The organism is Endozoicomonas sp. ALD040, assembly GCF_049275945.1.
Taxonomy (GTDB): domain Bacteria; phylum Pseudomonadota; class Gammaproteobacteria; order Pseudomonadales; family Endozoicomonadaceae; genus Endozoicomonas_A.
Genome location: NZ_CP184829.1, coordinates 1960070 through 1975398 on the forward strand (window position 1 = coordinate 1960070; position 15329 = coordinate 1975398).

General features: G+C 48.2%; 9 protein-coding genes. 6 read left to right on the top strand and 3 right to left on the bottom strand.

What is annotated here, in order from left to right:
• Window positions 1-105: 105 nt before the first annotated feature.
• Entirely contained in the window at window positions 106-1146 is a 1041-nt protein-coding gene (locus ACOJUN_RS06510) for a hypothetical protein (RefSeq protein WP_422135849.1), read from the top strand.
• 190 nt (window positions 1147-1336) lie between these two features.
• On the opposite strand, the gene ACOJUN_RS06515 is transcribed toward ACOJUN_RS06510, so the two are convergent.
• Window positions 1337-3430, bottom strand: coding sequence for an RING finger protein (locus tag ACOJUN_RS06515; protein WP_422135850.1), 2094 nt, complete (start codon window positions 3428-3430; stop codon window positions 1337-1339).
• Between the two features lie 384 nt (window positions 3431-3814).
• The gene (locus ACOJUN_RS06520) at window positions 3815-5887 is read right to left on the bottom strand and encodes an RING finger protein (protein WP_422135851.1); all 2073 of its coding nucleotides are present in this window, start codon (window positions 5885-5887) and stop codon (window positions 3815-3817) included.
• 453 nt (window positions 5888-6340) lie between these two features.
• On the opposite strand from ACOJUN_RS06520, the gene ACOJUN_RS06525 reads away from it, so the two are divergent.
• From ACOJUN_RS06525 to phoU, 4 genes are all read left to right on the top strand, one after another.
• Window positions 6341-8614, top strand: coding sequence for an ABC transporter permease subunit (locus ACOJUN_RS06525; RefSeq protein ID WP_422135852.1), 2274 nt, complete (start codon window positions 6341-6343; stop codon window positions 8612-8614).
• A 15-nt stretch (window positions 8615-8629) separates the two neighbouring features.
• Window positions 8630-10294, top strand: coding sequence for a phosphate ABC transporter permease PstA (pstA, locus tag ACOJUN_RS06530; RefSeq protein ID WP_422135853.1), 1665 nt, complete (start codon window positions 8630-8632; stop codon window positions 10292-10294).
• 63 nt (window positions 10295-10357) lie between these two features.
• Complete coding sequence (gene pstB / locus ACOJUN_RS06535; protein ID WP_422135854.1) at window positions 10358-11257, top strand: phosphate ABC transporter ATP-binding protein PstB; 900 nt, start codon at window positions 10358-10360, stop codon at window positions 11255-11257.
• 38 nt (window positions 11258-11295) lie between these two features.
• On the top strand, window positions 11296-12021 hold the full coding sequence (phoU, locus tag ACOJUN_RS06540) for a phosphate signaling complex protein PhoU (RefSeq protein ID WP_422135855.1): 726 nt from the start codon (window positions 11296-11298) through the stop codon (window positions 12019-12021).
• Between the two features lie 70 nt (window positions 12022-12091).
• On the opposite strand, the gene ACOJUN_RS06545 is transcribed toward phoU, so the two are convergent.
• On the bottom strand, window positions 12092-12910 hold the full coding sequence (locus tag ACOJUN_RS06545) for a hypothetical protein (protein ID WP_422135856.1): 819 nt from the start codon (window positions 12908-12910) through the stop codon (window positions 12092-12094).
• Between the two features lie 203 nt (window positions 12911-13113).
• Between ACOJUN_RS06545 and ACOJUN_RS06550 the strand changes: the two genes are divergently transcribed.
• Entirely contained in the window at window positions 13114-15291 is a 2178-nt protein-coding gene (locus ACOJUN_RS06550) for a type I secretion system permease/ATPase (protein ID WP_422135857.1), read from the top strand.
• The last annotated feature ends 38 nt before the right edge of the window (window positions 15292-15329 follow it).

Sequence of the window (15329 nt, forward strand, 5' to 3'; positions counted from 1 at the left end):
ACACCTGCCTGAGATATTGAAAAATGCTTTTTTTCTTGATCTATCAATCTCTTGTTCTAAATTTCCCCTTCAGGAAAAACACAAAACAGATGTAAGGATTAAGTTTTGAAAAAAACACTCTCTTCGTCATTGCTGTTATTGCTGGCGTGGCTGACTGTTACCTGTCACGCCGAATCATCAGAAAGACATTTTATTGTCGAGTTCGGCAACACCCCTCTGGGCGCCAAACCTTATTCATGGATATCCGTAGTAGAGGCAATAGCTGCTTTCGGCTTGCTTATGTATGGCCGAGGACACTACGGGCAACAAAACCAACCACAAAGTCAGCCACAAAGCCAGCCATCTCAATCGCAAGCCTCAGGAATAATTCCCCATCATACAGCTGCTTTCTCCAGCCTCATGTCTTCCGGCTCTGGGGGCGGTCACCAGGACCCCAAACAATCCCGACATACTTTGGGTTTAAATTGTTTCGTCGATTCCTGTCATGGTGTTTGTCGATTCCTGTCACAGGGTTTTGAAAGAAGTTCGACGGGCCACACTCATCATGACACGACGGAAACGCAAAGAGATAAGCTGGGAACCGGTCGTTCTTTGGGTATTCACATTCCAAGAATTGCATTTCGCGAACCAGAAAACTCAGCATCAATCAGCCATCTTTTGGCTGGTCCTGACCCCGCGACTTGGCCTGAACCTATGGTGAAAATCGTCTGGACACGTTCACTTGCCACAGAGTTCCCCCTTGAGCGATTTCGGCCATACGGCGTTATGGTAAGCGACATTGATGGTTATCTTAGGGAGCTTGGGAACCATACTATGAGTTTTAATTGTTCCTTCGATTCCTGCAATGGCTTTTGCAGACTCGGACAATACGACGGTGGTGGATCAACTGAAGAGTCGCTGAAATCCGAAGTAAGTTCGGCGAACCAAACTCATCACGGGATGACAGAATCACAAACCTTTCAGCCACAAGCTGGTGGACATTCGTTTTTTGACGCCCTAATAGCCGGGTTATTCCCAATTTCGCAATCTTCGCTAATAAATAATCATTCAACGGAGCCTGCGGGCACCCTGGAATATTCCAGCGACACCTATGGAGCAGGGTGGGATGTTGATTCCGATATGGATGTCGATCCCTATGAAGAGTAGTACGACATTGGTCGTCACAAAACTCTAAGACCTGAGCAGACAGACTGAACTTGCCAGAAGGCTGAGGTTCAAAGCTTTCGGTTACAACGACTTTTCCTCATGGGTACAATCTGTGTACACTCGTAGAGAATCGTTACCCACTGATAACCAGATTGAAGCAGAGAGGTCTCGCTGAAAAAGCAGCCTGGAATCAATTCCCTGACGACTTACTCTTATAATGATCAACTAATGGTTTAAGTGCCCGCGCTTGCTGAGCAATGGCCGGATCAGTGCATTTTCCTGCACTACTCAACTTTAAATAGACACTATTATCATCTTCAGGCCAGCTAACCCTCAATCCTTTCTGCATTCGTGACACCAGGTTCTGCACGGAGTAAAAATTAACGGCTGGCTCAAGTGCCCGTGCCTGCTCGGCAATGGCCGGATCATCACTTCCTTGTGCACTTCTCAACCTTGTGTAGATATCACTGTCGTCATTAGGCCAGATATCTCCCCAAGCCCGATTCAGTGACAACAGATTCCTGACAGAGTAAAAATTAACCAATGGCTCAAGTGCTTCTGCCTGCTCAGCAACAGCCAGATCATTGCTAGCTTTTGCAATACTCAACCTTTCATGGATACCCCTATCATTTTCAGGCCAGGTCTCTCTCCCTGCCCGCATTTGTGACACCTGATATTGTAAAGCGTACAAATTAGCTAATGGATAAATGGCCCGTGCCTGCTCAGCAATGGCCGGGTCAGGGTTATTTTCTAATCTCCACAACGACCCCAGGTACCCCAGGTGATCACTCCGGTCTCCAGGCCAACTCCTTTTCCCAGCCTGCACTTGTGAAATCAGATGCTGCGCAGAGTATAAATTCACTAATGGATAAAGTGCACTGGCCCGCTCAGCAGTGGCTGCATTATCGCCATATCCCCTAAATTCCTCACGAATGGTTCCATTAGAACCAAATTTCGCAATATTCACGTCCAGGAAGAAATGTTCATCAGTACCAAATAAGGCAACATTCAGCATTTCGAGGACACTATCGTCATCTTCAGGCCAGACCCCTGTTCCTGCCTGCATTTGTGACACCAGATGCTGCACGCAATACAGAAAAATTGCCGGCTTAAGTGCCCGTGCTTGCTCAACAATGGCCGGATCATTGCTGTCCAGTGCCATTCTCAACCGTAGGAAGATAACACTGTCATCGTCAGGCCAGGTCCTTCTCCCTGCTTCTATTTGTGACATCAGATGTTGCAGGAAGTACAAACAAACTGACGGCCAAAGTGACCGCACCTGCTCAGCAATTTCCGGATCATCGATAGCTTCTGCCATTCTCAACTCTAAAAAGATATGCCCATCATTGTCAGGCCAGGTCGCTCTCCCTGACTGCACTTGGGACACCAGATGCCGCACAGAGTAAAAATTAACTAATGGCCAAAGTGCCCGCACCTGCTCAGCGATGGCCGGATCATTGCTGACTCCTGCATGGATCAGCCTTTCATAGATATACCTGTCATTTTCAGGCCAGGTCCCTCTTTCTAAAAGCATTTCCGTCACAATGTGAGCCACCTCTTGCATTTCTTTCTGGATCAGAAAGTCACCCAGAGCACTCTGATCCTGCCGACAATATGGACATAAATGGTTGCCTTTCATGTTAATTTCTTTTGTTAGCCACCGTTTCAGGCAGTCCATATGGAACAAATGCAAACACGACGTTTTCACCAGGTTGTCAGATTCTTCAAAGTTATTCCGGCATGCTCCGCAAGTTTCCCCAACATATTCAACCCCCTGCGCTTCTTCAAAGTCATTCGAATCAGATTGAGGCAGCATAAAAACGGGATACAACATAACTGTTTCTGGCTGATGTACCTGCCTGTGACCAGACAAACCTTTCCCCGATAGTTGAGCAAGCAGTTCCGAGATATCTAACGGCACCTGACTGAATAACGACCTGTTGAACGCCCTCTTCTGTGTAATCCCTGCCAAAGCCGCAGATAAATCTTTGTCACTGACGAATTGTCCGGATTGACCGGTAGTGCTGCGATATCCATCATAAAACCATTGTTTCAACCACTGCCCGATCCTGAACAGAGCTGACAGGTAGTCAAGCTGCCAGTCAGGCCTATTAAACAATCCCTTGCCAGGAAGGCCCGGCATAAATGGTGGAGGTGGTGGGTCGGGTGGAAATCCGCCTCCTGATAATCGCAAGGCGGATTCAGGTGTTGATGTGGGCCATTCCGGCAGTGCAAAGCCTGTGCCATTTTTCTCTCTTTCCTCAGGAACATTCTCCGAGGACATTAGCCACCGCCACAGAGATGATAGGAAGAAAACGGGCTGCTGGAGAAATGAGCCTTTAACGTCATCAGTTGACCTTACTGGTGAGGGCAAGAGCAGAGCGCCTTCAGGCACAAAGTAGACAAAATCGGATATCAGACAAGCTTCCTGATCAGACGTCCCATTTACGACGACGAGCAGAAGTCCTTGAGAGTTGTCAGCAGCAAATCCAATGACTGCCAGAGAGATCAAGAACTTACAAAAGAAAATGGTTTTAAGTCGCACACAAACTTTCGCTCTTCTTCAGTCGGAGCCTGAGTGTAGCTCATAGTGCGGGCACACCTGCCTGAGATATTGAAGCAGAGAGGTCTCGCTGAAAAAGCAGCCCGGAATCAATTCCCTGACGACTTATCTCTTATATTGATCAACTAATGGTTTAAGTGCCCTCGCCTGCTGAGCAATGGCCGGATCAGTGCATTTTTCTGCACTACTCAACTTTAAATAGACACTATTATCATCTTCAGGCCAGCTGATCCTTAATCCTCTCTGCATTCGTGACACCAGGTTCTGCACGGAGCAAAAATTAACGGCTGGCTCAAGTGCCCGTGCCTGCTCAGCAATGGCCGGATCATCGCTTCCTTGTGCACTTCTCAACCTTGTATAGATATCACTGTCGTCATCAGGCCAGATATCACCCCAAGCCTGCCTCAGCGACAACAGATTCCTGACAGAGTAAAAATTAACCAGTGGCTCAAGTGCTTCTGCCTGCTCAGCAACAGCCAGATCATTGCTAGTTTTTGCAATACTCAACTTTTCATGGATATGCCAGTCATTATTTGGCCAGGTCTCTCTCCCTGCCCGCATTTGTGACACCTGATATTGTAAAGCGTACAAATTAGCTAATGGATAAATAGCCCGTGCCTGCTCAGCAATGGCTGGATCAGGGCTATTTACTAATCCCCGCAACGACCCCAGGAGATCACTTCCGGGCCAACTCCTTTTCCCAGCCTGCACTTGTGACATCAGATGCTGCGCAGAGTACAAATTCACCAATGGATAAAGTGCACTTGCCTGCTCAAAAGTGGCTAGGTTATCACCATCCCTCCATGCTTCAGCGATGGTTCCATCAGTACCATATAACCCAACATTTAACCCAACACTCAAGCCTGCTAAGAAATGGTCATCAGTACCAAATAAGGCAACATTCAACATTTCGAAGACACCACGGTCATCGTCTGGCCAGACACCTTTTCCTGCTTGCATTAGTAACACCAGATGCTGCACAGAGTAAAGAAAAATGGTCGGCTTAAGTGCCCGTGCCTGCTTAACAATGGCCGGAACATTACTGTCCAGTGCCATTCTCAACCTCAGAGCGATATCACGCTCATCGTCAGGCCAGGTCTTTCTCCCTGCTTCTATTTGTGAGATCAGATTTTGCAGGGAGTACAAACAAACTGAAGGCCAAAGTACCCGCACCTGCTCAGCAATTTCCGGATCATCGATACCTTTTGCCATTCTCAATTCTAAAAAGATATGCCCATCATTGTCAGGCCAGGTCGCTCTTCCTGACTGCACTTGTGACACCAGATGCTGCACAGAGTAAAAGTTAACTAATGGCCAAAGTGCCTGTATCTGCTCAGTGATGGCCGGGTCACTGCTAGCTCCTGCACGAATCAGCCTTTCATAGATATACCTGTCATTCTCAGGCCAGGTTCCTCTCTCTAATAGCATTTCCTTCACAATATGAGCCACCTCTTGCATTTCTTTCTGGATCAGAAAGTCACCCAGAGCACTCTGATCCTGCCGACAATATGGACAGAAATGGTAGCCTTTAATGTTAATTTCTTTTGTTAGACACCGTTTCAGGCAGTCCATATGGAACAAATGCAAGCATGACGTCTTCACCACGTCATCAGATTCTTCAAGGTTATTCCGGCATGCTCTGCAAGTTTCCCCAACATATTCAACCCCCTGCGCTTCTTCAAAGTCATCCAAATCAGATTGAGGCAGCATAAAAACGGGATACAACAAAACTGTTTCTGGCTGATGCAACTGCCTGTGACCAGACAAACCTTTCCCCGATAGTTGAGCAAGCAGTTCCGGGGCATCTAACGGCACCTGACTGAATAATGAACTGTTGAACGCCCTGCTCTGTTTAATCCCTGCCAAGACCGCAGATAAATCTGTGTCACTGACGAATTGTTTGGATTGACCGGAAGTGGTGGGATATCCATTATAAAGCCATTGTCTCAGCCACTGACTGATCCTGAACAGAACTGACAGGTAATCAAACTGCCAGTCGGGCCTATTAAACAATCCCTTGCCGGGAATACCCGGCATAAATGGTGGAGGCGGTGGGTCTGGTGGAAATCCGCCTCCTGATAATCGCAAGGCGGATTCAGGTGTTGATGTGGGCCATTCCGGCAGTGTAAAACCCGTGCTATTTTTCTCTCTTTTCTCAGGAACAATCTCCGAAGACATTAGCCACTGCCAGAGAGATGACAGGAGGGAAACTTTAACGTCATCAGTTGACCTTGCTTGTGAGGGCGCATCGAACCATTGCTTTGCCTTTCCTTCTTGCGTTGCGGGAATACCAATAAGAAGTCCTTGAGAGTTGTCAGCAGCAAATCCACTGGCTGCCAGAGAGATCAAGAGTGTAAATATGAAAGAAAACGGTTTTAAGTTGCACACAAATTTTCGCTTTTCTTCAGCTGGAGCCTCAGTGTAGCTGATACTGAATAGAGTGCGGTTTGGCTGCGGTGTTTTTCAGACAGCGTGTCCGGTCACGGCTATCTATCGCTCAATACCGGGTATACTGTTCCAAGATACTGAGAGTGGCGGCTTGAGTACTCAACTCCCATTTTTTTCAATTCTGTCATATTTCTGTAACACAGACCTTTTAAGGTACGCTCAATAATCTCTGCGACCAGTGCCATGTACCAACCAATAATAGAAGACAGCCCTGGTGTCGATTACAACACCCCGGCTCATAAACGTCATCAGTCACTTCGCTTTCTCAAAGATCACCTGACCCGGTGGGGTGTAGCCGTCGGTGGCCTCGGTGTTATTGCCGCCATTCTGCTGATCTTCATCTATCTTCTGTACGAAGTTGGGCCTTTATTCAAAAGTGCAGAAATTGAACAAAGCAGTACCTGGACACAGACGATCACAGGGGAGCAGCGCCCTCTCTATCAGAGTATGGAAGAACAGGCTGAACTGGCTTTTTCCATCACTGCCGACGGTGCCCTGACTTTTTCATCCACCCGAACCGGAGGGCAGAAATATCGCTATTCCCTGCCCCTTCCTGCCGGGACCTCAGTCACCACAATTAACAATGATCCATCCGATAGCAACCTCCTGGCTGCGGGTCTGAGTAATGGTCAGGTCATCATTTTCAAGCACGGCTATCAAATTACCTGGCCTGATGACAAGAGGCTGATCACGCCAAGGGTCACCTACCCATATGGTGAGGAAGCGATTGATCTGATAACGGATAATGAGGCTGTTTCACACCTGAGTATCAGTGATAGTGAAGATCAGCTGCTACTCACCGGTTATGGTGACAAGCGCCTCTATATGACCGCTTTTAGCAAGGAAGAAAACTTCCTGACGGAAGAAGTCACGCTTGAAGAAATGAGTGTCACTCTGCCCGAAGTGGATGGACCTGTTCACGATGTACTGATTGCTCCGGATCAGCACTGGCTTTTTGTTCAATCCGGTGCTGATGGCCTGACACTGATCGATATCAGCAACATCAATCAGCCTCACGTCGTGTCAGAGACTGACCTGACTAACGACTCGGCCAGAGTAACAACCATGACATTCCTGTTGGGTGGAGTTTCTCTGCTGATAGGCGATGACACCGGCATGGTCAGCCAGTGGTTCATGGTCAGAGATGAACAAAACCAGTGGCACCTGCAAAGAATTCGCGAGTTCGAGCTGGCCGGTGAACCTATTATGCAGATAGTGCCTGAGCATCGCCGCAAGGGCTTTCTGGCAGCCGATGACAAGGGTAATGTTGGCATCTTCTACACCACAGCCAACAGAACCCTGCTGACTGAGAAGCTGACCGACGGTCCTGTTGAGCAACTGGTTATTGCCCCCCGTAGCAACTACATGCTGGTGAGTAGCAATGGCTCTACCGAATTCTGGCGTGTTGAAAATGAACATCCGGAAGTATCCTTGTCGGCTCTCTGGGGTAGAGTCTGGTATGAGGGTTATGAGAAGCCTGAATATATCTGGCAGTCGTCTGCATCGAATAATGACTTTGAGCCAAAGCTGAGCCTGACCCCTCTGGCCTTCGGCACTCTCAAGGCCGCCTTTTACGCCATGTTACTGGCTACACCTCTGGCAATAGCCGGAGCCATCTATACGGCTTACTTCATGGCGCCAGCCATGCGTCGTAAAGTAAAGCCTGTCATTGAGTTGATGGAAGCACTGCCTACGGTCATTCTGGGTTTTCTGGCCGGTCTCTGGCTGGCCCCCCTGATCGAAAACAGTCTGGCAGGAATATTTGCACTCTTGTTGATTGTTCCAATCGGCATATTGCTCTTTGCTTTTGCCTGGGACTCCATGCCCGGTAAAATCCGCCACGCCGTCCCGGAGGGTTGGCAAGCAGCCCTGCTCATCCCTGTGGTACTGATCAGTGGTGCTATTGCCATGAACCTGAACGGTACCATTGAAGCAACCTTCTTTGATGGTGACCTGAGAACCTGGCTGACCACTGATCTGGGCATTCCTTACGATCAGCGCAATGCTCTGGTAGTGGGACTGGCAATGGGCTTTGCAGTGATCCCCACCATTTTTTCTATCGCTGAGGATGCCATTTTCAGTGTTCCCAAACATCTGAGTTATGGCTCTCTGGCACTGGGTGCGACGCCTTGGCAGACCTTGATGCGGGTGGTATTGCTGACCGCCAGCCCGGGCATATTCTCTGCCGTGATGATTGGTATGGGCCGCGCCGTGGGTGAAACGATGATCGTACTGATGGCTACCGGCAACACGCCCATCATGGACGCCAATATCTTCGAAGGCATGAGAACCCTGGCTGCCAACATTGCTGTTGAAATGCCTGAATCCGAAGTCGGCAGCAGCCACTATCGAATTCTATTCCTTGCTGCACTGGTGCTTTTCCTGTTCACCTTTGTCGTTAATACCGCTGCCGAGATGGTTCGTCATCGACTGCGCAAGAAGTACAGTTCGCTTTAAGGAAGGAGCCGGAACATGAGTAATAAAATAACCAAGTGGTACCAGACTGGCTCCCCCTGGGTTTGGCTTAATGCCGGAGCGGTGGCCATCAGTGTGATTCTTGTTGTCGGCCTTCTGGGTTTGATAGCGATCCGGGGTCTGGGTCACTTCTGGCCAGCACAAATTCTGGTGGCAGACTATGCCCCTCCCGGCCAGGAAGCCCGCTTGATTGCTGGAGAAATAGCAGACACTGAAACTGTTTCTGCAACCCGCCTTGAGGCGGCAGGTCTGCCGGTACCCAAGGGAATGGAAACACTGACCCGTGATCTGCTGAAAGTCGGTAACAGAGATGTTTCAGGCTCAGACTTTGCCTGGGTCATTGATCTTTGGCTTGAGAATCGCCGTTACCCTGAAAATATCATTGCTCTGGAGCGCAGGGAGTGGGGTAACTTCTACGGTTATCTGAACAACATCAAACAGGATGGCAAAATTATTGCCGAGGGTGAAGCCGCCTGGCCAGAGTTCCAGAAGAGACTGAACAGAGCCCTGTCTATCTACGACGAAATCTACGCCATCGAAAAGCACGAAATAGGTACCGTCAACGCTAAGCTGGAGCGCCTTCGTCTGGAACAGCGTGCCCTCGAACTTAATGGTACAGATACCCCTCAGGCCCTCGCCGATATCGAAGCACAACGCAAGGTATTTCAGGCTGAATATAAGGTGATGGAAGCCAGACTGGGTGATCTTTATGTGGCTTTCAATCGTGATAGTCTGGTGGCTACAACCATTGATGGTAAAGAGATTGAGCAATCTTTTGGCAAAATCGTCCGGGCCTATAAACCCAATGCCATGACCCTGACCCAGAAAATGTTTTTCTATCTCGACAAGGTCGGCGAATTTATCACTGACGATCCCAGAGAAGCAAACACGGAAGGGGGGGTTTTCCCGGCTATTTTCGGTACAGTCATGATGGTGATTCTGATGTCGATCATCGTGACCCCATTTGGTGTAATAGCGGCGGTTTACCTCCGTGAATACGCTAATCAGGGTTGGCTGACCCGAACTATTCGCGTGGCCGTGAATAACCTGGCGGGTGTCCCTTCCATTGTATACGGCGTATTTGGTCTTGGTTTCTTCATCTATTTTGCCGGAAGCCAGATTGACCAGTTATTTTTCCAGGAAGCACTGCCAGCACCGACCTTTGGTACACCGGGACTACTCTGGGCATCGATTACTCTGGCCTTATTAACATTACCTGTTGTTATTGTTGCCACCGAGGAGGGGCTATCACGTATTCCAAGCTCTGTCCGTGAGGGCAGTCTGGCGCTGGGGGCGACCAAAGCAGAAACACTCTGGCGAGTCGTTCTGCCCATGGCCAGCCCTGCCATGATGACAGGATTGATCCTGGCTGTTGCCCGTGCCGCTGGGGAAGTTGCACCTCTGATGCTGGTTGGCGTGGTGAAACTGGCTCCCAGCTTGCCTCTGGATACTAATTATCCTTTCCTGCATCTGGATCAGAAATTCATGCACCTGGGCTTCCATATTTACGATGTCGGCTTCCAGAGTCCTAACGTAGAAGCGGCCAGACCACTGGTTTACGCCACCGCTCTGCTGCTGGTTATTGTCATCGCGGTTCTTAACCTTTCAGCAGTAGCTATTCGCAACCATTTGCGTGAAAAATACAAGAGTCTGGAAGCGTGAGATTAGTTTGCTACAAAAAAGTTTCCCTGACTGAGCCAGGAAGGTTTAATTAAAGGTAACATCATGCTGGATGAGGCACTGGACTTGAATACACCCACCCGGACAGAGAACCAAAAGAGTAGAGCCACTCCCGAGGAGACCAGCTCAACTCCGGCGTTTAATCTCGACAGCCTGGGACGTAGCCGTCGCAAGCTCAGCCTGCAGCAGGAAGAAAAATGTCTGGATATCAGAAATTTGAACCTGTTTTACGGTGAGAAGCAGGCACTGCACGATATTTCCCTGACCATTCCGAAACGCAGGGTAACCGCGTTTATTGGTCCATCAGGCTGTGGTAAATCCACGCTGTTGCGCAGTATGAACAGAATGAATGATCTGGTGGAAGGCTGCCGCGTCAAAGGTGAAATTCAGCTGGATAACCAGAATATCTATCAGAAGGGCGTCAATGTCGCGGACCTCCGCCGTCGTGTTGGCATGGTATTCCAGAAGCCAAACCCCTTCCCGAAGAGTATTTATGAAAATGTCGCCTACGGTCTTCGCATTCAGGGCATCAACAAAAAGCGTGTTCTGGATGAAGTCGTAGAGTGGGCCCTGCGCAGTGCAGCACTTTGGGATGAAGTTAAGGATCGCCTCCATGAAAGCGCCCTGGGCATGTCCGGTGGTCAGCAACAGCGTCTGGTGATCGCCCGAACCATTGCTGTGGAGCCTGAAGTTCTGCTGCTGGACGAACCGGCTTCAGCCCTGGACCCCATTTCAACATTAAAAATTGAAGAGCTGATTAACAAGCTCAAGTCCAAATTCACCATTGCCATCGTTACCCACAATATGCAACAGGCTGCTCGCGTCTCTGATTACACAGCATTTATGTATATGGGTAAGCTCATTGAATTCGATGATACGGACACGCTGTTCACAAACCCACAAAAGAAACAAACTGAAGACTATATAACCGGTCGTTACGGCTAAATGCCATAGCTATTGCCAAGAAAGCACCTGGAAAACTCATGGATACCAAAAGCGAACTTCTTAGCCATCATATTTCCCAGCAATTCAACCATGAACTGGAGGAGTTACGAAACAACCTCCTGTCCATGGGCGGGCAGGTTGAAAAGCAAGTATCCGACGCGATCAATGCCCTGATCAATGCTGACAGCGAAGGAGCTGTGGTGGTCTGCGAGAAAGACACCGACATTAACTTCATGGAACTGGCCATTGATGAAGAATGTTCCCGCATTCTGGCCAGACGCCAGCCAGCAGCCAGTGACCTCCGTCTGGTGATTGCCTGCTCCAAGGCCGCGACCGATCTGGAAAGAATTGGTGACGAGGCGGCAAAAATTGCCCGCTTTGCCATCAGTCTCACTGAACAGGGCGAAGCGCCCAAAGGTTATATCGAGACCCGCCATATTGGTAACCATGTACGACAGATGGTACAGGATGCACTGAATGCTTTTGCCCGTTTCGATGCCAATCTTGCTCTGGCGGTTGCCAAGGAAGATAAAACCGTCGACCGGGAATACAAGAGTGCCACACGGGAACTGGTCACCTACATGATGGAAGACCCAAGATCCATTACCCGGGTTCTGAATATTATGTGGGTATTAAGATCACTGGAACGGATTGGCGATCATGCCCGCAACCTGGCGGAATACGTTATCTATCTCGTGAAAGGCAGAGATGTACGACACATTGGTATTAAAAGAATTCAGGAAGAGGTGTTTGATAAGAGTTGATCATTGAACTCTGTGAATACCATTGAATAAAAACCCGAGGCGTAACAAACTCGGGTTTTTAAGGTAATACTCAATCTTGCAAACGAAATCTCTCGTAAATGAGGTCAGTAATGGGCCGAAGATCTTTATCGTCGGCAGATACTTCATCAATTTGTTTTTGTAATGATTCTTTTTGATCCTGAAGCTCTCTGTACGTCATCTCGAAGTAAAACGGCAAAGTATTTTCCACAAAGTTGCGACCTCTTATACTCAAACAATTGATTGCACGAGCCTTGAATACTTCGCCATCTTCTGATTTCTCATCCACCTCAATAAAATTCAGCTGTTTACAGGCACGAGCAAAGTGATATAAAAAACCTTTTTCACCTAATAGCTCTTTTAATTTTTCGCTACCGACTATTGAATCTTTAACCTCATCAAAAAGAGCACCCATTGCCTGCCCCATATCAACCACTGCGGCTTTACGACCTTTAGCAATGGAAAATGCTTTAAAAACAGTGGTGTCCAGCTCAAGAAGGATCTCAATTAACTCACTTGTCAATGCTTTAGCCTTATCGGAGGAAAGGTCTTCGATCCCAGCACCTCTTTCAACCAGATTTTCCAGAAAGTCATTCATCAACAATCTTGCTCTCTGCTCATTTCGTTCAAGGCGCCAGTAATGAAGTTTGACCCCAACACTCCAGGGATCGGTTTTGCGTTTGTAAATAGACTTATTAAATGACAATTCGGTCCTGGGTGATCTGCTGACTTTATCTAAAGCCGTCGATAGCGCTTCAAGGACGTGAACCAGTTTTCCAAAAATTTTTCCATATAATCTTTTACAATCATTTTTAAAACCGGAAAGACTTAAATGGCTCGCAGCAAAAGACTTAATTCCTTCAAAGCTCACAAACTACCTCCATGCCGAAAAAGCATCATATTTAGTATTTTATGTCATTAACAACAATTAAACGTCAGATATAAGACACTCTTTAATTACTTTCTTATTAATCATTTAAGACCAATAAACTACGCTAGTATTAATTCAGAAACCTTTTAACAGATATAAGCAGTACCTCTGTTATTTATTTTTTATTTCATTGGCAATGAACTATGAATTACAGTGCAGCTGCAGAAGATGCAAACGAAGAGTGGGGCATACCCGAGAGCGGTCAAAAGGAGTTTGATCCTTTACTGGAATGCCTCAGTATTCTAACCAAGCATTATGGAAAGCCCTTTTCTCACGACTCTCTTCGTGCCGGACTACCTCTGGAAAATGGCAAACTGACCGCAGAGCTGTTTTCCCGAGCAGCCCAAAGAGCGGGTCTTGCGTCGAAAACTCACAAAAGAGCGTTGAAAGATATCTCTCCTCTGGTAACGCCTGCAGTTCTTTTTCTGAAAGAACGTAAAGCCTGCATTCTGATTGATATCGATCATGAAGAAGGCAATGCCCGGGTGATTATTCCTGAAGCCGGAGAAGGTGTCAGGAACATCGACCTCCCGGATCTGGAAGAGTACTATACCGGCTACACCATCTATGTTCGCGAAAAGCACCGATATGACAAGCGTACTCCCACCACGCTGAATATTCGCTCCCGACATTGGTTTTGGGGGACCATTCTTGGCTCCTGGAGAATTTATCGTGATGTCCTGCTGGCTTCCCTACTGATCAATATTTTTGTGGTGGCCAGCCCGCTGTTTGTCATGAATGTTTACGACAGAGTGGTACCTAACCAGGCTTTTGATACTCTCTGGGTGCTGGCAGTGGGTGCCATTATTATCTTCAGCTTCGACTTCGTACTGAAAATGATTCGAAGTTATTTTATTGACCTGGCCGGGAAAAAATCGGACATATTGCTCTCATCCCGGGTTATGGAGAGAGTATTGGGTTTGAGCATGTCGGCCAAACCGGTTTCGGTCGGCTCCTTTGCCAAGAGCCTTCAGGAATTTGAGAGCATTCGGGAGTTTATCACCTCATCAACAGTGATTGCCCTGGTGGATCTCCCTTTCACCCTGATCATATTGATGGTGATTTTAATTCTGGGTGGACCACTGGCTTACATTCCCCTGCTCTGTATGGCCCTGATTGCCATTTACAGTTTTGCTATTCAAGCCCCTCTCAAGCGTTCCGTTGAGAAAACCCTGCGCTCCAACTCCCAGAAAAACGCTACCTTGATTGAAAGCCTCTCAGGCATGGAAGCCCTGAAAATTGCCCAGGCAGAGAGCGAGATTCAGTACAAGTGGGAAAAAGCGGTCGGCCACATAGCCACCTGGAGTATCAAAACCAAATTGTTGAGTTCTTCCGCATCAACGGTCAGCGCTTATGTTCAACAGATGTGTAACGTTGCGCTGGTCTCCTACGGTGTTTTCCTGATTTCTGAGGGTGACCTCAGTATGGGTGGCCTGATTGCAACCGTTATGTTGTCAGGCCGATGCCTCGCCCCCATGGCTCAGGTAGCAGGTCTTGCCACTCGTTACAACCAGGCTAAATCAGCCCTGGATGGACTTAACGATATCATGGACATGCCGGTAGAACGTCCGGCAGACCGTGACTATGTCAATCGTCCTGAGCTGGCCGGAAGCATTGAATTTGATGGTGTTGATTTCACATACCCGGGTCAGGAGATCCAGGCCCTCAGAAACATCAATCTGCACATCAAACCTGGTGAAAAAGTAGCTATTATCGGTCGCATCGGTTCTGGCAAAACCACGATAGAGAAGCTGATTCTTGGCCTTTATGAGCCCAATGAAGGCGCCATCCGGGTCGATGGTATTGACCTGAGGCAGATCAACCCTTCAGACCTTCGTAGCAGCATTGGTTGTGTCTCTCAGGACATCACCCTGTTCTATGGCAGTATCAAGGAAAACATCACCCTCGGCGCCAGCTTCGTTGACGACGCTGCTCTGCTGAAAGCGGCTGAAATATCTGGTGTTACCGAATTCGCCAACAAGCATCCAAACGGCATGGATATGATCGTGGGCGAAAGAGGACAAAATCTCTCAGGCGGGCAGCGACAGAGTATCGCATTAGCCAGAGCTCTGTTGATGGACCCACCAATCCTGGTTCTTGATGAACCGTCCAGCTCCATGGATAACACCACCGAATTGCGAGTCAAAGAACAACTGAAAAAGCAATGCAAGGATAAAACCATTGTTCTGGTCACTCATAAGGCTTCCATGCTGGAGCTGGTTGATCGCCTGATCCTGGTGGATAACGGAAAGATTGTTGCGGACGGACCCAAGGATCAGGTTCACGCAGCCCTTAAGCAAGGCAAACTCAAAATCGAGTAACCCTGCAGCCAGCAATGAGCTGCCAATGACCTTGAATG

Coding starts and splice junctions, on each gene's coding strand:
- ACOJUN_RS06515 (WP_422135850.1), bottom strand. CDS start 3,430: ATGTCCTCGGAGAATGTTCCTGAGGAAAGAGAGAAAAATGGCACAGGC.
- ACOJUN_RS06525 (WP_422135852.1), top strand. CDS start 6,341: ATGTACCAACCAATAATAGAAGACAGCCCTGGTGTCGATTACAACACC.
- ACOJUN_RS06550 (WP_422135857.1), top strand. CDS start 13,114: ATGAATTACAGTGCAGCTGCAGAAGATGCAAACGAAGAGTGGGGCATA.
- pstB (WP_422135854.1), top strand. CDS start 10,358: ATGCTGGATGAGGCACTGGACTTGAATACACCCACCCGGACAGAGAAC.
- phoU (WP_422135855.1), top strand. CDS start 11,296: ATGGATACCAAAAGCGAACTTCTTAGCCATCATATTTCCCAGCAATTC.
- ACOJUN_RS06520 (WP_422135851.1), bottom strand. CDS start 5,887: ATGTCTTCGGAGATTGTTCCTGAGAAAAGAGAGAAAAATAGCACGGGT.
- pstA (WP_422135853.1), top strand. CDS start 8,630: ATGAGTAATAAAATAACCAAGTGGTACCAGACTGGCTCCCCCTGGGTT.